Source organism: Pseudomonas fluorescens (genome assembly GCF_001307275.1).
In the GTDB taxonomy this organism is placed as follows: domain Bacteria; phylum Pseudomonadota; class Gammaproteobacteria; order Pseudomonadales; family Pseudomonadaceae; genus Aquipseudomonas; species Aquipseudomonas fluorescens_AA.
On record NZ_CP012831.1, the window covers coordinates 5870821 to 5888003 of the forward strand.

Annotated in this window: 10 protein-coding genes; all 10 read right to left on the bottom strand. The window is 62.8% G+C overall.

Annotated elements, in window-relative coordinates:
- Window position 1 precedes the first annotated feature (1 nt).
- A complete protein-coding gene (locus tag AO356_RS26000) occupies window positions 2–1627 on the bottom strand; it encodes an NADP-dependent glyceraldehyde-3-phosphate dehydrogenase (protein ID WP_060742228.1) in 1626 nt (541 codons plus the stop codon).
- A 242-nt stretch (window positions 1628–1869) separates the two neighbouring features.
- Window positions 1870–2784, bottom strand: coding sequence for an autotransporter outer membrane beta-barrel domain-containing protein (locus tag AO356_RS26005; RefSeq protein WP_060742229.1), 915 nt, complete (start codon window positions 2782–2784; stop codon window positions 1870–1872).
- A 295-nt stretch (window positions 2785–3079) separates the two neighbouring features.
- The gene (locus AO356_RS26010; RefSeq protein ID WP_060742230.1) at window positions 3080–5539 is read right to left on the bottom strand and encodes an autotransporter outer membrane beta-barrel domain-containing protein; all 2460 of its coding nucleotides are present in this window, start codon (window positions 5537–5539) and stop codon (window positions 3080–3082) included.
- A 181-nt stretch (window positions 5540–5720) separates the two neighbouring features.
- The gene (locus tag AO356_RS26015; protein ID WP_219734525.1) at window positions 5721–6485 is read right to left on the bottom strand and encodes an endonuclease/exonuclease/phosphatase family protein; all 765 of its coding nucleotides are present in this window, start codon (window positions 6483–6485) and stop codon (window positions 5721–5723) included.
- Between the two features lie 264 nt (window positions 6486–6749).
- Window positions 6750–7514, bottom strand: a complete 765-nt coding sequence (locus tag AO356_RS26020) for a PIG-L deacetylase family protein (protein ID WP_060742232.1) — start codon at window positions 7512–7514, stop codon at window positions 6750–6752.
- 252 nt (window positions 7515–7766) lie between these two features.
- Window positions 7767–9926: a glycogen debranching protein GlgX gene (gene glgX, locus AO356_RS26025; RefSeq protein ID WP_060742233.1), complete on the bottom strand. Its 2160-nt coding sequence runs from the start codon at window positions 9924–9926 to the stop codon at window positions 7767–7769.
- 228 nt (window positions 9927–10154) lie between these two features.
- Window positions 10155–10499, bottom strand: a complete 345-nt coding sequence (locus AO356_RS26030) for a DUF2934 domain-containing protein (protein ID WP_060742234.1) — start codon at window positions 10497–10499, stop codon at window positions 10155–10157.
- Between the two features lie 20 nt (window positions 10500–10519).
- Window positions 10520–13306 (bottom strand): malto-oligosyltrehalose synthase, encoded by a 2787-nt coding sequence (locus AO356_RS26035; RefSeq protein ID WP_060742235.1) that lies wholly within the window; start codon window positions 13304–13306, stop codon window positions 10520–10522.
- Entirely contained in the window at window positions 13303–15381 is a 2079-nt protein-coding gene (gene malQ / locus AO356_RS26040; protein WP_060742236.1) for a 4-alpha-glucanotransferase, read from the bottom strand. Before malQ ends, AO356_RS26035 begins: the two co-directional genes overlap by 4 nt.
- Window positions 15378–17180: a malto-oligosyltrehalose trehalohydrolase gene (gene treZ / locus AO356_RS26045; RefSeq protein WP_060742237.1), complete on the bottom strand. Its 1803-nt coding sequence runs from the start codon at window positions 17178–17180 to the stop codon at window positions 15378–15380. Before treZ ends, malQ begins: the two co-directional genes overlap by 4 nt.
- Window positions 17181–17183: the final 3 nt, after the last annotated feature.

Consider the following 17183-nt stretch of genomic DNA (forward strand, 5'->3'; position numbering starts at 1 on the left):
ATCAGAAGATGTAGTCCGTGGTCAGGAAGTTGGAATCCCGCTCACGGATGATGTCGCTGATCAACGCCTTGTTGCTCTCCTGGAACTTGGTCGCCACCAGCGTGCGGATGGAAAAGGTGCGCAGCGCATCGTGGACGGACAAGGTGCCCTCGGCCGAGTTCTTCCGGCCATTGAACGGGAAGGTGTCCGGGCCACGCTGGCACTGGGCGTTGATGTTGATGCGGCCGACCTGGTTGGCGAAGGTGTCCACCAGCTTGCCGACTTGTGCCGGGTCGGTGCCGAAAATGCTGAGTTGCTGGCCGAAGTCGGACTCCAGTACGTAATCGACCACGGTGTTGAGGTCGCGGTACGGCACGATGGGCACGACCGGGCCGAACTGTTCTTCGTGGTAGACCCGCATCGCCGTGTTCACCGGATACAGCACCGCCGGATAGAAGAACGAATTGCGCGATTCGCCACCGTGGACATTCTTCACTTCCGCGCCCTTGGCGACCGCATCGGCGACCAGTGAATGCAGGTAGTCGACCTTGCCCGCCTCGGGCAGCGGCGTCAGCGCCACACCCTCTTCCCACGGCATGCCGGGTTTCAGGCCGGCCAGCTTGGCGTTGAATTTCTCGATGAATGCCGGTGCCACGTCTTCATGGACAAACAGGATTTTCAGCGCCGTGCAGCGTTGGCCGTTGAAGGACAGCGAGCCGGTCAGCGCCTCGCTGACCGCGTTGTCCAGGTCCACATCCGGCAGCACCAGCCCGGGATTCTTCGCATCCAACCCCAGGGCGGCACGCAAGCGGTGCGGGCGCGGGTGGAGTTTCTTCAGGTCGCTGGCGGCTTTGTTGGTGCCAATGAAGGCGAAGATGTCGATCTTGCCGCTGGCCATCAGCGCGCTGACGGTTTCCCGGCCGCTGCCGTAGATCACGTTGATCACACCCGCCGGGAAGCTGTCGCGGAAGGCTTCGAGCAGCGGCCGTACCAGCAGCACACCGAGCTTGGCCGGCTTGAACACGACGGTGTTGCCCATGATCAAGGCCGGAATCAGGGTGGTGAAGGTTTCGTTCAGCGGATAGTTGTAGGGCCCCATGCACAAGGCCACGCCCAAGGGAACGCGACGGATCTGCCCGAGGGTGTCCTGTTCCAGCTCGAAACGGCTGGAGCGGCGGTCCAGTTCCTTGAGGGCATTGATGGTGTCGACGATGTAATCGCAGGTGCGGTCGAATTCCTTCTGGGAGTCCTTGAGGTTCTTGCCGATCTCCCACATCAGCAACTTGACCACGGCTTCGCGCTGCTCGCGCATGCGCGCCAGGAAGGTTTCCACATGGCGGATGCGCTCGGCGACGCGCATCGTCGGCCACTGGCCCTGGCCGCGATCGTAAGCCCGGACGGCGGCGTCCAGGGCGGTGAGGGCGGTCTCGGCATCCAGCAGGGGCGTGCTGCCGAGAATCACTTGTTCATCACCCAGCTCGCCGGTCAGGTAGACGGGGCTGCGGACGACGGCCAGCGGCCCTTGCCAGGTTTGCAGGACGCCGTCGACCAGGTATTCGCGCTGCTCGATCCGACCTTCGAGGCGGTAGGCGTCGGGGATGTCGGCGGCACCGGGGAACAGGTTGGCGAGGAAGGGGGCTGTGGTCATGTCGTTACTCCATCAATGAAATGAGCCATGGGCGAACGGCTTGCAGGCATGAAACGCTTTTAGCGTTATACGCCTTAATGGAGGTGTTTTTTAAGTGGCAGCAGATCGCTTGCGCCGGACGACGTTGTAGGAGCTGCCGAGCGAAGCGAGGCTGCGATCTTTCCCTAGACACTTGAGTCTCAAGCGAAAGATCAAAAGATCGCAGCCTCGCTTCGCTCGGCAGCTCCTACACGGTTCCGGGATCACCAGCGCATCCGCACCCCCATGCTGGTAATGATGCCGTTGAGATCGTTGTCGTCGACGTCACTGCTGTAATCGGCGCTGACATACAGGCTGACCGCCGGTGTGACACGGGCCACCAGGCCCAGGCCGACTTCGACGGTGGAGGATTTTCGGCTGCTGCTGATCTTGTCGACCTTATCCAGGGACACCGTGCTGGCGTCCTGGACGGTGTGCCACAGGTTGGTTCGCAGGTAAGGCTCCACACCGAGGCCGTTGACCTGGTAGTTACCTTTGAGGCGTGCACCAACGCGGCCGCTCCAACTGCTCAATTCATCGCCGGAGCCGCTTTCGGCATTTGGCGTATCGAGGGTGACGCGCTGATTGATCAGTTGCGCCTGGGGTTCGACCACCCAGTGGGTGCTGATGCCAATAGGGAAGCCACCTTCGACCGACAGCGTCACCGCATGGCCTTCGGTGGCCTGGCGCTGGCCTTGTTCGGTGCGGCTGTAGCCATTGACCCGGCCACCGCTGGCACTCAGGTCGACGTGCCAGCCCGCGGGACCGGTCAGGCTCCAATAGGCGCCGAGGCTCGAACCTTTCAGATTGAGGGCATCTTTGTCCGGGTCGGCCAGCGCGGGCATCACCAGCAGGCCGCCGCCGGTTGAAGTGATCTGGTGTTGCCCACTGATCAGTCCCATGCGCTGGGTATGACCGTCGCCGTTGCGCAATGTGAACAGGGCGGGGCTTTTGCCGGAAGGAGGTTCACTTCCAACAAGTGCGGTATCGAGGTGGGTGGATGATGTTCGGTCGTACCAGGGCTGCACGGTCTCCTCGGCAGGCCAGGCCTGGACCTCCATGGATGAAAGCAGCAGCAACGATGTCGAGACGGTATGGAGAGTGGTGGTGAACTCTTGTGGACGGAGGGAAGTTTTCATGGGGGCCTGCCTTGCAATCGCATGCGTTTCTCGCTTTTCTGGCGTCTCTCCTACCCCGAATGAGGGGCGACCGAATGGATTGGGGCAAGCCTCTGGCGGCCCGTCTTGACGGGTTCCAGAGGCCTGCCCCTGACTGTATTTCCGGGGGTAGTATGGTGTAGTCAAGAAGACTGATGGCGGCGCGTCAAGAAAATGAACGATGAATGGCATGCTGAAATCAGCGCTAATAAAGCGCTGATTTCAATTGGTTATTGTGGTGGATATTCGGGCGTCAAGCCTCTGTCGTAGACCCTGCCTACCAACTGATTCGAAAACCGACGTTGCCCATGACACTGTGTTGCTGGTTGCTGTCGAGGTTTTGGCTGTAGTTCGCGCCGGCGTACAGGGCGACGCTGGGCGCCAGGCTCACGTTGACGCCAATCCCGAGGTCGCCGGTGGAGGCGCGCTGCTGGGTCTCGACCCGTTCGGTGTCGTCGAATATCACCGAGTCGGTGCCGGAAAACGTATGCCAGAGATTGGCGCGCAAGTACGGTTCCACAGGCATGCCGCTGACCTGATAGCGGCCCTTGAGCCGCGCACCGAGGCGGCCGGTCCAGGCACCGTCGGAATCGAATTCGACCTTGGAGACCCCATCGTTTTGCGTATCCAGGGAGACCTTTTGGTAGATGATCTGGGCCTGGGGTTCAAAGTCCCAGTCAGTGGTCACCTTGAAGGGATAGCCGGTCTCTGCCGAAGCGGTCAAGGCGTGCCCGCGATTGTCGATTTTCAGGCCGCGCTCGGAACGGTTGTCGCCGTTCAATCGCGTGCCCATCACCACGGCGTCGACGTAGCCGCCGTTGGGGTCGGTGAGCGTCCAGTAGAGCCCGTAGCTGTCGCCGTCGAGTTCTATCTTGCCGGCGCGCCGGCCTTCGAAACCCAGGTTGAAGCCTTTGACATTGCCGTTCAATTCCGTGTGCCCGACGAAGAAGCCAATGCGCTGGGTCTGGCCGCCGGACAGAAGCGAGCTGTACAGGTCGTTGCCCACCTGGAACCCCTTGATCGACCCATCGAACTGCGGCGTCACCGTACCGGCCCAGGTTTTATCCAGGTCTACGCCATAGACCCGGCCCCAACCCGCGCCGAACGCGCCGGTTTCCGTGAGCAGGCGCTGGTCACCCTGACGGTCATGGAACGTACCGAGGGCCATTAACGTCAATTGCGCCGCCGCCGGAGGCAGTACCGACCAGGTCGGCACTTCCGGGCGATACAACGGGATGGGGGCCGCGCCGGGCACTGCGGTTGGCAAGGGCGGCAGCGTCGGCACGGGGGGCGCGCCCGGCGCGGGAGGCACCGTCGGGATGGGCGCCGCTACCGGTCCGGCGACCACGGTGGAGCGCAGGTACCAGTTGTTTTGATTACCGCTCACGCCACCTTTGAACAGGCGGTAATCGAACGCGCCGGCCGAGACGGACTGCGCCAGGGAAAAGGCATCGATGTTACTGACCGCGCCTCCCTGGGCCTGGACCACTTCGATGCCGTCCTGGGTCGTCTGTGCGCCCGTGCCGCCCAGGTTCGTGACCGTGATGGCGGTATTACCGGTGAGCGTCCCGCCATTGACCACGAGTTTGTCGCTGGCGGAGCCATCGGCACCGACGGCCGTTTGCACATGCAACTGGCCATTGTTGCCGACGTAATTGCCTTGGACGGTAAGCGTGTCGTTGGTGCGAGTATTGCCCTGGGTAAGGTCTATCGTGCCGGCGTTGTTGAGCGTCGCCAGTTGACCGGCAGTAAAAGGGGCGATGACGCCTTGGGTCGCCGTCAGCGTGCTGCCGCTCTCGATGTTGAGCGTCCCGGTGCCGGTGGCGCTGTCACCCAACGTCAGCGTGTCGTTAAGGTCCAGTTGCGAGCCTTGGGTGAGGTTGACCGTTTCCCAATTGAGGTAGCGGGCGCCGGTGCTGGAGGTGCTGCCTTCAAAGGTCAGGATGTCTTGGCCCAATCCGCCATTCACGCTGGGGGTGATGCTCAGTCCGGCTTCATCGAGGTTGCTCAACAGCGCCGTGTCGTTGCCGTCACCCATCAGGATGGCCGAGTGAATGAGGCCGCCGCTCCACTGAAACTGGTCATCGCCGGCACTGGCCCGGACCTCACCGAGGATTTCGCCGCCGCTGACGGTAATGCTGTCGTTGCCGCCGCTGACACTGACATTGCCGCCGATGCGTCCCGCGGAGAGGATGATGGTGTCCTGGCCGAAACCGGTCACCAGGTTACCGATGATATTGCCGCCGGACATATCGAAAACGTTGTCATCGAGCTTCATGTCGACCCGGCCGATGGTACCGCCCGTCATCTTGGCGATGTCGCCGTCTTCGAATGCATCGACGATGGTGCCACCGGTCATCAGGAATTGATCGAGGCCGTCGCCTTGGGCCAGGGAGAGGACCCTGCCGCCGTTCATGACGAAAGAGTCGGCTTCCGAGCCTTGCTCGACATCACCGTCAATCACGCCGTTGGCGTTGATCTCGAGGGTGTCGACGCCGGTGCCGAACGTGACGTCGCCGGTAATGACGCCGCTGCCGTTGGCGGGCATGGTCAGGCTGTTGTTGCCTGAAAGGTCCGTCAGCCCGGGGCTGGTGCCGCTGTCGCAGACATAGGTGTCATTGCCGGCGGTTGGCGCCAGCGTGCAGGCTGCCATGGCGGCGGGTGCGGGTAACAGGAAGGGAGCCGATACCCACAAGGCGTTGAACAGCCGATTGAATCCTTTATCGTGCCGAATCATGTGCTATCCCTCTGCATCGGCATCCCCATGGATACCGGTTTCAGCATCGGTTGCACAACAGATGGCACACAGGGCCTGGCAACGCTCGCTGTATGGAATGGCACCGTAGCAACGAATAAAGGGCGTCGCTACTGTCAGAACTTACAGGTCCACGGGCAGAAAGCCTGAGGAAATGCCTGCTCTACAAATGCACTTCCACCGAAAGCGGCAGATGATCGCTCAGGTGGGTCCAGGGTTTGTTACCCAGTATTTGCGGGGAATGACTGCTGGCGTTGCGCAAGTAGATGCGGTCCAGGCGCAACAGCGGGAAGCGGGCCGGATAGGTCCTGGCGGGGCGGCCCAAGTGGTGTTCGAAGGCTTCGTGCAAGTAACCTCGACGGGCGAGGGCGAGGTTGCCGCGCAGTTGCCAGTCGTTGAAGTCACCGGCAATGATCACCGGTGCGTCCGCAGGCAGCGAGTCGAGCAATTGGCAGAGCAGCTTGAGCTGTAACTGGCGATGGCTTTCCAACAGGCTCAAATGCACGCAGATCCCGTGGACCGCGGCGTGGCCTGGCACATCCAGCACGCAATGCAACAACCCGCGCCGCTCGGGGCCGGTGATGGACACGTCGAGATTGCGGAACTGGCGGATCGGGTACTTGGAAAGCAAGGCGTTGCCATGGTGGCCATCGGGGTAGACCGCATTACGGCCGTAGGCGAAGTCGCTCCACATGCTGTCGGCGAGGAATTCGTACTGGGACGTCTGGGGCCAGTTGTCGTAGCGTGACGCGTGGCGGTCATGTTCGCCGAGCACTTCTTGCAGGAACACCAGATCGGCACCGGTACTGCGCACCGCTTCGCGCAATTCCGGCAGGATGAAGCGCCGGTTGAGGGCGGTGAAGCCCTTATGAGTGTTGACCGTCAGGACCCGCAGCCGATGAACCGCCGCAGGCGCGTCCGATGGCATTGGTTCGACAGCTCGCCAATCGGGATCTTGAGTCACGTTCACTCCTGAATCAGACGTACTTGTTCATGCGACTGATCCAAAGCGCCGGCAGTTCCGGATTTTTCGTGTCCGCGCCGGGTTCATCGCACCTGGCCTGCCGCTATCGCGAGCAAGCTCGCTCCCACAGGGGAGGCGCAAATCCAATGTGGGAGCGAGCTTGCTCGCGATAGCGGTGTATCTGAATCACCGCCATCGCGAACAAGTCCAGTTCCTACAGGCAGGCGTTCAGATGAAGACAATCTCATAGGGCAAGCCCATCCGGTCAAGGATGACCCTGGGCAACAGCGGGGCGATGCCGCTCGCCGGTTCGCCGCTGAGTTGGCTGACGTAGGCGTGCATGGCGTGACGTTTGCGGGCGGTGGTCCAGACGTCGAGGCGCAGTTTGCGGGCCCGGTGCCAGGGGATTTTATTCTGCTCGCGGACCGGCCAGTGCCAGGCCCACACCGGCAGCTCGTTGAACGCCACTCCGATCCTGTCGGCGGCCAGGGCCCCAGCGCGTCCGACAGTGTCGTGGTCGCTGTCGCCGTCCTGGCGCCAGGTGCTGAACACCACGTCACCGGGGCGCAGGTGACGGGCAATAAACGTGGCCAGTTCGGTTTCGTGTTCGGCCAGGTTTTTTTCCGGAAAACCGCCGCGCACCCATTGCAGGCCATGGGCGGCGATGCCCAGGCGATGCAGGGCGTCGACGCTTTCCTGGGGGTGAGGGCGGTGCACACGCAGGCGTTCGTCGTTCCACAGCGGTGAGCCGGGGTGGGCCAGGGCGCCATCGGTGACCGAGATCAGCAACATGGGCTGGTCCAGGTTGTTCAGCAATTGCAGCAATCCGCCACAGGCGCCGACCTCATCGCCCGGGTGCGGGGCAAGGATGACGGCGCGAGCGCCGGCGGGAATGAGTGTCTGGGTACTGATGATCGGAATATCGGCCAATTGCGCAGCACTGTTCCAGATTTGCGGGTGCTGCCGGCCAGGCAGGCGAGAGGCGGGCTTCATAAGCGACATCCTTGTTATGTGTTCAATCTTTCAGCCATGCACCGTGCCTACTGTCCGATGGCACCGATGGGGCATGACTGCGATTCACAGCGCTCCGAATCCTGGAGACTACCGCAGGGGGAAGTATTGACCATGTCAGCCGATCCGTCTCGTGACATGTGCATCTGAGCTGCATTTTTTTCTTGAAACTGGACGGTGTGGAACAAAAAACCGCGTCCTTGCGGTTCCTTATGGCTGTTCACAGCAGGTATTTCAATCCTCTTCTTCGCGTTGCAGTTCGAACAGCAGCAGCGAGCGCCCGGTGACAGAGTATTCGGAATCGAAATCGAAGCGCTCCTGCCCACGAACGGTCGGCTGGTTGGTGTCGACCATGCAGGTCCAGAAACTGCCCTCCGGGACTTCCGGCAAGCGGAAGTTGACGATGTCATGATGCGCGTTGACCACCAGCAGCAGCGTCGCATCGCCCCCCTTGCGCCGAATGCCGGTTTCCTGGGCACGGCCGTCCATCAGCATGCCGAGGCAGCGACCATGGCTGTCCTGCCATTGTTCGATGGTCATTTCGCTGCCGTCCGGGGCCAGCCAAGTCACGTCCTTGACGCCGATGTCCTCGTTGTAATTACCCACCAGGAAGCGTCCGCGTCGCAGGATCGGGTAGGTCAGGCGCAACTTGATCAGGCGCTTGACGAACTTGAGCAGCGTCGCGCCATCCTCGCTCAGGTCCCAGTTGACCCAGCCAATCTCGCTGTCCTGGCAATAGGCATTGTTGTTGCCGTGCTGGGTACGGGCAAACTCGTCGCCGGCGACGATCATCGGCGTGCCTTGGGCCAGCAGCAGGGTGGCGAAGAAGTTGCGCATCTGCCGATGGCGCAGCGCGTTGATCTGCGGATCATCCGTCGGGCCTTCGACGCCATGGTTCCAGGACAGGTTGTTATTGCTGCCGTCCTGATTGTTCTCGTCGTTGGCTTCGTTGTGCTTGTCGTTGTACGACACCAGGTCATGCAAGGTGAAACCGTCGTGGGCAGTGACGAAGTTCACCGAGGCATACGGCCGCCGGCCACGCTGGTTGAACATCTCGCCCGAGGCGGTCATTCGGCTGGCAAAGTCGGCGAGTTGGCCGTCATCACCCTTCCAGAAGGCGCGTACCGTGTCGCGGAACTTGTCGTTCCACTCGACCCAGCCTGGCGGGAAATGTCCCACCTGGTAGCCCCCGGGGCCACAGTCCCAAGGCTCGGCGATCATTTTCACCTGGCGCAGCACCGGATCCTGGCGGCAGGCGACAAGGAAGCTGTGGCGCTCGTCGAAACCGTCATGGTAACGGCCGAGAATGGTCGCCAGGTCGAAGCGGAAGCCATCGACGTGCATTTCCGTGGCCCAGTAGCGCAGGGAGTCGGTGACCATCTGCAGCACGCAGGGATGGCTCAGGTCCAAGGTGTTGCCGGTTCCGGAGTCGTTGATGTAGTAGCGTTTGTCGTCGGGCATCAGCCGGTAGTAGGAGGCGTTATCGATGCCGCGCATGGACAGGGTGGGGCCCTGTTCGTTGCCCTCGGCGGTGTGGTTGTAGACCACGTCGAGGATGACTTCCAGGTTGGCCTCGTGCAGGTGGGCGACCATCTCCTTGAACTCGGCGATCTTGCCGCTGGCCAGGTAGCGCGGGTCGGGCGCGAAGAAGGCAATGCTGTTGTAGCCCCAGTAATTGGTCATGCCTTTGTGCAGCAAGTGCTGGTCATTGACGAAGGCATGGATGGGCAGCAGTTCCACCGAAGAGACACCCAGCTTGCGGATATGCTCCAGCACATCGTCGACCATCAGCCCGGCGAACGTACCGCGCAGGTTCTCGGGCACCGACGGGTGACGCATGGTGATGCCGCGCACATGGGTTTCATACAGGATGGTCTTGTCCCAGGGCACGCTGACGCGATGGTCGTGGCCCCAGGTGTGGGCGGGGTCGATGACTTTGCACTTGGGAACGAACGGGGCGCTGTCGCGCTCATCGAAACTGAGGTCGCCGTCGGGGTGGCCGATGGTGTAGCCGAACAGGGCTTCGGACCACTTCAATTGGCCGACCAGTTGCTTGGCGTAGGGGTCGATCAGCAGCTTGTTCGGGTTGAAACGATGACCGTTCGCCGGGTCATATGGGCCATAGACCCGGTAGCCATAGATCAATCCCGGGTGGGCATCGGGCAGATAACCGTGGTAAATCTCGTCGGTGTACTCCGGCAGCTCGATGCGTTCGAGTTCGACTTCGCCGGCATCATCGAAAATGCACAGTTCGACCTTGGTGGCATTGGCTGAAAACAGCGCGAAATTGACCCCGAGGCCATCCCAGGTTGCACCCAGTGGAAAAGGCAGCCCTTCACGAATCCGCGAAGCCTCGATAACGGGCGGCGGCGTGGTTTTGTTTGGACGGGTCATAGTTGCTCCTGCAAAAAAACAGACAGATACAGCGATGCGGTTCACTTGAAAGGGATGGCATCACCCTTCACCTGTGGCGAGGGGATTCATCCCGTTACGTGGGACAAAGTTGCTTTTCTGTGGGAGCAAGGCTTGTCCGCGATAAAGCGATGCGTTCCTCCGGACATCGAGGCGCCTGTTTCGCGAGCAAGCGTTGCTCCCACCTGACGAGGAGACCGATAGGAGGAATCAAACCGCCGGCGGCTTGCGCGGTGCCCGCGGCTTTTTGTCGGTAGTCTTGCTCGCCGGTGGCACGATCGCTGCGGCAGGCTTGGCCGCCGGCTTGACCTTGGGCGTGGTACTTTTCGCGGCGGTCTTGGCCGTGGTGGCCTTGGTTGCAGCAGGCTTGGCGCCATCGGTCTTGCTGGTCGTCGATTTACTCGCGGCCTTGGCTGGCTTGCTGGGTGCCAGGGCTTCGGCTTCAGCCAGCTTGCGCGCCATCTCCCAGTGGCGTTTTTCCTGCCCGGCAGGCTTACCTTCGGACTCCCAGATCTGATAGGCGAATTCGCGAATGCGTTTATCGTCGGTACTCATCGCAGTGCTCCTGATTCAACTCAAGGTTGGATAAAGACATTGACCGGGAAATCCCCCAGCGCGGTGCTGATCAGCAGCTCCCTTTGGGGTGTGACTGTTGCGCTTGAAAAAAGTCCCTTCAGTTTTTCATCCTTGGCGGCGAACGGTAACGATACGCGGGTATCGCCCCAATCCGACGCAGTCACCAGCGGCACGGCACTGTTTTCCAGCAAGTGCGCCGCATGGACAGGTACCACAATGATCGCCCGTTGTTGCGAGTCCTCGCGCATGAAGGCCAGTACCCGATAGGCCTGCTCACCGAGCACTTCCAGCGGTTGGTAGCGGCCCTGGCGCCACAACTGCGGATACTCGGCTCGCACGGCCAGTGTCCGGGCGATCAATGCCTGTTTGATCCGGCCGTCACGCCAATCGCGTACCAACGCGGCTGGGGTGCTGTCGGCCTGCATCGCTTCGCGGCGTGCCTGGAAATCCACCGGGCGACGGTTGTCCGGGTCCACGAGACTGAAGTCCCAGAACTCGTTGCCTTGGTACAGGTCCGGTACGCCGGGTACGGTCATGCGCAGCAAAGTTTGCGCCAGACTGTTGAGGGCGCCCGCCGGCGCGACGGCCTGGACCGCCTCGGCGATGGCGTTGCGCAAGGGCAGCCCCTCATCGCCCAGCAGCAGGCGTTCGAGGAACATCTGGGTGGCTTGCTCATAAGCGTCGTTGACCGCCGCCCAGCTGCTTTGCAACTTGGCTTCGCGCAGGGCCTTGCGTTGCCATTGCCACAGGCGCTCGTTGTAGGCGGCCAGCGCCTGGTGGTCCTGGAGGTCGAGGTCCAGCGGCCAACTGCCTAGCAACGCCTGGTACAGGATCAGTTCATCACCGGCCGAGGGCGCCGCCGGGTCGCTGTGCAGCGAAGGCGAGAGGATGCGCCATTGTTCCACGCAGGCGGCGTACCAGTCGGCGCGCTCGCTGAGCACGGCCAGCCTGGCGCGGGTGTCTTCGCCGCGCTTGTGGTCGTGGGTGGCGGTGGTCATCAGGTTGTCGGGAAAGTGCTCGAGGCGTTCGAGGCACACCTGGTGGAACGCCTGCGCCGGGGCGCTGAAACGCTCGGTGTCATAGCCCACGTCATTGCGCGACAGCAGCACCGCCGAGCGATAGAGAGCGGTGTCCTCCACGGCCTTGGCGGCGGCCGGCGAGGTCAGTTGCTGGAAGCGTACGCAGGCGTGGCGCAGGCGTTTGCGCTGGCTGCCGCGGGGGCGATGCCGCCAAGGCATGCCACCGAGCCAGCCGGCCAGGCAGTCGAGCACCGGCCAGTCGGCTTCGCTGAGGGTTTGCCGGGCGCCTTCCAGGGCCTGGTTGAAAAACACCTGGTCTTCAGCAGAGCGCCCCAACGGCGTGATGTAGGTGCGATACACCGGGAAATGCACGACCAATTCCTGCAAGGCCCGCCGAATCGCGCCCAGGGTCAGGTCGCGGGTCATCACATCGTCCCGGGCCACCTGCAGCAGGGCCTGGGCAACGCTTTCGAAATCCCCGGCCAAGGAGCCATTGAGTATCTGCTGGCGAGCCAGGCGGGCTTCTTCGATGAAGTGCGCCGGCCGCTCACTGTGCCGGCTCCAGAATTCGGCAAGGGGGGCGGCACCGGCCGGGTCATGCTGCAACAGCGAGACCTGGTTCATGAACTCGTAGCCGGTACTGCCGTCGATGTTCCAGTCCCGCCGCAACGTCTCGCCATCGCCGAGGATCTTCTCGACGAAAATCGGCAGGTGTCGGCTCGGCGACAGCGAGTTCACGCGTCGGCGCAATTTGCGGCAGTAACCACGAGGGTCGGCAAGACCGTCGATGTGATCGATCCGCAGCCCATCCACCAACCCTTCGCCGATCAATTCGAAGATCTTGGCATGGGTGGCTTCGAATACCGCCGGACGCTCGACCCGCAGCCCGCCCAGTTCATTGACATCGAAAAAGCGCCGCCAATTGATGTCGTCCGCCGCGGTGCGCCAGCTGGCGAGCCGGTAGCTCTGGCGCTCCAGCAACTGATGCAGGCGTTCGAAACCCTGGGGCTGGGTAGCGTCGTAGCCAGCCAGGTTGGCCTCGATGGCGGCCAGGATGCCGGCGTGTGCCGCCAGGTCCCGCAACTCCGTTTGCAACGGGCGAGCGAGGGCGTGGGCATCGGTCTGGTAATTCAGCGTGGTGAAGCGCTCAGCCAGGATCTTGAGCGATTCGGCCTGTTCGACGGGCAGGGTTTCGGCGGGTTTGAGCAGCTCGCCGTAGTGCATCGGGCAAATCGGGAAGCGGTGTTCATAGTGCTCGACGTAGAAGCTGCCGTGGGTGGCATCGAAGCGCAGTTGCAAGGTGCCTTCCTGCAAGGCCACGCCGTAGTCGCTGCCCAGGAACGGCAGCAACAACTGGCCTTCCATCAGCGGGTCGGGGGAATGCCACTGGATGTCGAAGAACTCGCCGTACGGGCTGAGTCGACCCCATTCCAGCAGATCCAGCCACCAGGGATTGTCATTGCCGCCGACGGCCATGTGATTGGAGACGATGTCCAGGATCAAGCCCATCCGGTGCTCGCGCAAGGCTGCAACCAGGCGCTTGAGCGCGGCTTCGCCACCCAGCTCGGGGTTGACCAGGGTCGGATCGACCACGTCGTAGCCGTGCATGGAGCCGGCCCGGGCCTTGAGCAGCGGAGAGGCATAAATGTGGCTGATGCCCAACGCGGCGAAGTACGGTACCTGGGGTATGGCGTCGTCCAGGGTGAAGCCTTTATGGAACTGCAGGCGCAACGTTGCCCGCAGAGGTTGGATCAATGGTTGTTTCATCGGTCACGCTCGTTCGCCTGAAGTCTGGCGCAGGCGAGTATTTCCAGACGCCGGGCGGCGTCCGGGTGATCCAGCAACGCCTGGCTCTGCCGGGCCAGGCGGCGGCGCCAATTGGGATGGGTGTCGATGGTGCCGGGCAGGTTGGCCTGCTCCTCGATGCCCAGAGCATCTTCGAGCGGCAACAACACCAGCGGTGCGCGGGTGTGACCGAGGAAACGCACGCTGGCATCCAGCACCTGGTCGGTCTCGCGGTGTTCTTCGCGAAAATTCTGCGGATCCTGATTCAGCGCATGGCGCAGACCTTCGCGTTCGCGCTCGCGGTGCTTGCGCCAGTCCATTTCGGTGTGGGAGTCGATCAGGTCCAGCCGGGCGTTCCAGTCGATGTCGTGACCGTGCCACCAGCCGTTGAGCGTTGGCAAGTCATGGGTGCTGGTGGTGGCGAGGGCGTTGTCCGGCCAGTCGAGGATGGGTTTGAAATGGGTGTTGTCCTGTTCGAACAGCAGCACGCGCATGCCGAGGATCGAGCGGGCGCTGAGTTTGTCCCGCAAGCCATCCGGCACGGTACCGAGGTCTTCGCCCAGCACGATGGCCTGGTGCCGATGGGATTCCAGCGCCAGCAGGCGCAACAGGTCGTCCACCGGGTAATACAGGTAGGCACCGTCGCTGGGTGGGGCGTCGTTGGGAATCACCCAGAGCCGTTGCAAGCCCATGACATGATCGATGCGCAAGCCACCGGCGTGGGCAAAGTTGGCCCTTAGCATTTCAATGAAGGCGCGAAAGCCGTTGCGCACCAGGCCTTCCGGGGAAAACGCCGAAATGCCCCAGCCTTGGCCGGAGCGATTGAGAATGTCCGGCGGTGCGCCTACGGTCAACGAGGCGAGCAGTTCGTCCTGCCGGCTCCAGGCCTGGCTGCCAGCGCCATCGGCACCTACCGCCAGGTCGGCGATCAGGCCGATGCCCATGCCGCTGGATTTGGCTGCGCTCTGGGCGCGTTCCAGGCAGCGGGCGATCAACCATTGGCAAAAGGCGTAGAAACCGATTTCGTCGGCATTTTCTTCGGCGAAATGGGCCAGGACCGCGCTGCGCGGATCGCGCCATTCTTCCGGCCACTGCCGCCAGTCGAGGCTTTCGCCACGGGCGGCGCGTTCGGCCTGCAAGGCCTCGAAGCGGCAATGGTTTTCCAGGGCTTCGCCGCTGGTGTGGCGGAAACTGCTGAAGTCTTCATGCAGCGGATGCGCGCCCTGGCTGAACCCGTCGTACAGGGCGCGGAGGATTTTCTGCTTGGCCTGGGCGGCGACTGGCCAATCGATCAGCGGCTGCTCTTCCAGGTTGCGCAGTTGGTTGGTCAAGCCGGTGGCGTCGATGGCGGTGCGCAGGGCGCGTTCACCGAGGATGGTGCCGGGGGCGGCGTACAGGCTGTTGAGGAACAGTCGGCTGGAAGGCGAGTAAGGGCTGTAGCGCCCGGTGTCGCTGCTGAACATCGCGTGCATCGGGCTGATGGCAATGGCCTCGGCGCCGCGCTCGCCAGCCACCCGAGCCAGCTCTTCCAGGGCTTGGGTATCACCGAAGCCGCCGTCACCGGAGCGTCGCAAGGCATACAGCTGCGCGCTCAGGCCCCAGGCCCGGGGCGTCGGGTCGTCCACCGCATCGGCCACGCTGTAGCAGCGGGCGGGCGCCACGGCCAGGGTGAAATGCTGGTCCCGGATGCTGACATGCTGATAACCCACGGGGACCATGCCCGGCAGCCTGCCGTCGGCATCGAGGTTCAGATTCAGTGTCGCGCCGTCTTCGAGCTTGATTTCGCAGGGTATCCCGGCCTCGAAGTAGCGGCTCAAGTCCAGGCTGGCCCCGACGTCGGCGGTGATCAGCGGTGGCAGTTGATGGTTCTGTTGATCTTCCTGCAGCTGCAGCAGGCTGGCATCGATTTCCTGGGCGCTGCCGGCTGGATGGCCCAGGCCCGTGAGGACTGAACGCAAGACCGCCGGCGAGACTTTCTGGGCCCGGCCATTGGCATCGATCCAATCCACCGCCAGGCCCGCTCGGCCGGCGAGGATTTCCAGTTGCGCATCGCTCATTGGCGCTCTCCAGTGATGTTGGGCAAGGTTGTCGCCTGCGTCAGACTGACCAGCGCGCTGTAGGGCGCAAGGACGCCCTGTTGCAACAGACCCACGACCTGCTGCGGATGTTCGAAAAGAATGCGTGCCTCTTCCGGGGCGTGGTGTTCGACGGGCTGGTCGCCAAGGTTCAGGTCGATGCGCAACACACTGCCATCGCCCAGTCGCCAGCGTGCGCTGACAGCACCACGGCCCAGCACATCGGCCCCCAGGGCCTGGGTACCGGGCAGGCGCGGGACGATCTCTTCACGGCGGATTTTCAGCAGTTGGCGATACAGCGCCTCGCTGGCTTGCTGCTCCGCGCGTTGCGATTCCAGGCTTGGACGTGAAGCCTCGAAGGTGCTGGCCGCGTTGGGGTCGGGAATCCGCTCGCGTTTCTGCGGATCGGCAAAGGCGCTGAACGCCTTGAACTCGTTGCGTCGGCCTTCGCGCACGAGTTCTGCCAGTTCGCCGTGATGACTGGTAAAAAACAGGAACGGTTGTTCGGCGGCCACCTCATCGCCCATGAACAGCAGCGGGATCATCGGTGACAACAGCAACAAGGCTGTCGCCGCTTGCAAGGCCTGGGGCGCGGCGAGCTGATGCAGGCGTTCGCCCAGGGCACGGTTGCCGATCTGGTCATGGTTCTGCAGGAACAGCACGAATGCGCTCGGTGGCAGGTGACCGCTGGGTTCGCCCCGGGATTCGCCGTGGCGATTGGTGTGACCCTGGAAGACGAAACCCTGGCTCAGGCAACGTGCCAGTTGTTCCGTCGGCTGCTCGGCATAGTCGGCGTAGTAGGCGTCGGTCTCGCCAGTCAGCAGTACGTGCAAGGCATTGTGGCCATCGTCGTTCCACTGGGCGTCGTAGCCCTGTTCCAGCAGGCTGGCCTGGTTGTGTTCGTTTTCCACGGTCAGCCAGACATGCCGGACCGGGTCCACCTGTTCGCGCACCCTGGCCGCCAGCTCCTGGAGAAAGTCCGGGTCTTCGATGGCGTGTACCGCGTCGAGGCGCAGGCCGTCGAAGCGGTATTCCAGCAGCCACATGAGCGCATTGTCGATGAAGAAGTCCCGCACTTCGCGGCGGCGGAAATCGATCGCCGCGCCCCAGGGCGTGTGCTTGTCTTCGCGGAAGAAGCCCTTGGCATAGCGGTGCAGGTAGTTGCCGTCGGGGCCGAAGTGGTTGTAGACCACATCCAGGATGACGGACAGCCCATGGCCGTGGGCGCTGTCGATCAGATGCTTGAGCTGTTCAGGCGTGCCGTAGGAGGCTTGGGGCGCGTAGGGCAGGACCCCGTCGTAGCCCCAGTTGCGATCGCCGGGAAACTGCGCCAGCGGCATCAGCTCGATGGCGGTGACGCCCAGCCCGGCCAGGCGGGCCAAATGCTGTTCGACACCGTTGAAACCGCCCAGGGCGCCCACGTGCAATTCGTAGATCACGGCTTCGTGCCAGGGGCGGCCGGACCATTGGGTATGCCGCCATGGGTAGGCATGGGGGTCGACCACCACGCTGTGGCGGTCGATGTCGCCGGCCTGGGCGCGAGAGGCCGGATCGGGCACCTCCAGCTCGCCATCGATGTTGTAGCGGTAGCGGGTGCCGGCGGGGCAACGGGTCTGGATCATGAACCAGCCGTCGGCTTGGGGCAGTAGCGGTATCGAATCTCCAGTGTCGAGTTCGACACTGACAAAAAAGGCATCCGGGGCCCAGAGGGTGAAGCGGGCGTGCTCGTCATCCAGCATGACCGCCCCGTGGGTCCATGTCTCAGGCGTCCTTGACGTCATTGT

Bases quoted from the DNA above. Each gene is read 5' to 3' on its own strand.
- treZ (WP_060742237.1), bottom strand. From the start codon at position 17,180: ATGACGTCAAGGACGCCTGAGACATGGACCCACGGGGCGGTCATGCTG.
- AO356_RS26005 (WP_060742229.1), bottom strand. From the start codon at position 2,784: ATGAAAACTTCCCTCCGTCCACAAGAGTTCACCACCACTCTCCATACC.
- AO356_RS26010 (WP_060742230.1), bottom strand. From the start codon at position 5,539: ATGATTCGGCACGATAAAGGATTCAATCGGCTGTTCAACGCCTTGTGG.
- AO356_RS26015 (WP_219734525.1), bottom strand. From the start codon at position 6,485: ATGCCATCGGACGCGCCTGCGGCGGTTCATCGGCTGCGGGTCCTGACG.
- glgX (WP_060742233.1), bottom strand. From the start codon at position 9,926: ATGACCCGTCCAAACAAAACCACGCCGCCGCCCGTTATCGAGGCTTCG.
- AO356_RS26030 (WP_060742234.1), bottom strand. From the start codon at position 10,499: ATGAGTACCGACGATAAACGCATTCGCGAATTCGCCTATCAGATCTGG.
- AO356_RS26035 (WP_060742235.1), bottom strand. From the start codon at position 13,306: ATGAAACAACCATTGATCCAACCTCTGCGGGCAACGTTGCGCCTGCAG.
- AO356_RS26020 (WP_060742232.1), bottom strand. From the start codon at position 7,514: ATGAAGCCCGCCTCTCGCCTGCCTGGCCGGCAGCACCCGCAAATCTGG.
- malQ (WP_060742236.1), bottom strand. From the start codon at position 15,381: ATGAGCGATGCGCAACTGGAAATCCTCGCCGGCCGAGCGGGCCTGGCG.
- AO356_RS26000 (WP_060742228.1), bottom strand. From the start codon at position 1,627: ATGACCACAGCCCCCTTCCTCGCCAACCTGTTCCCCGGTGCCGCCGAC.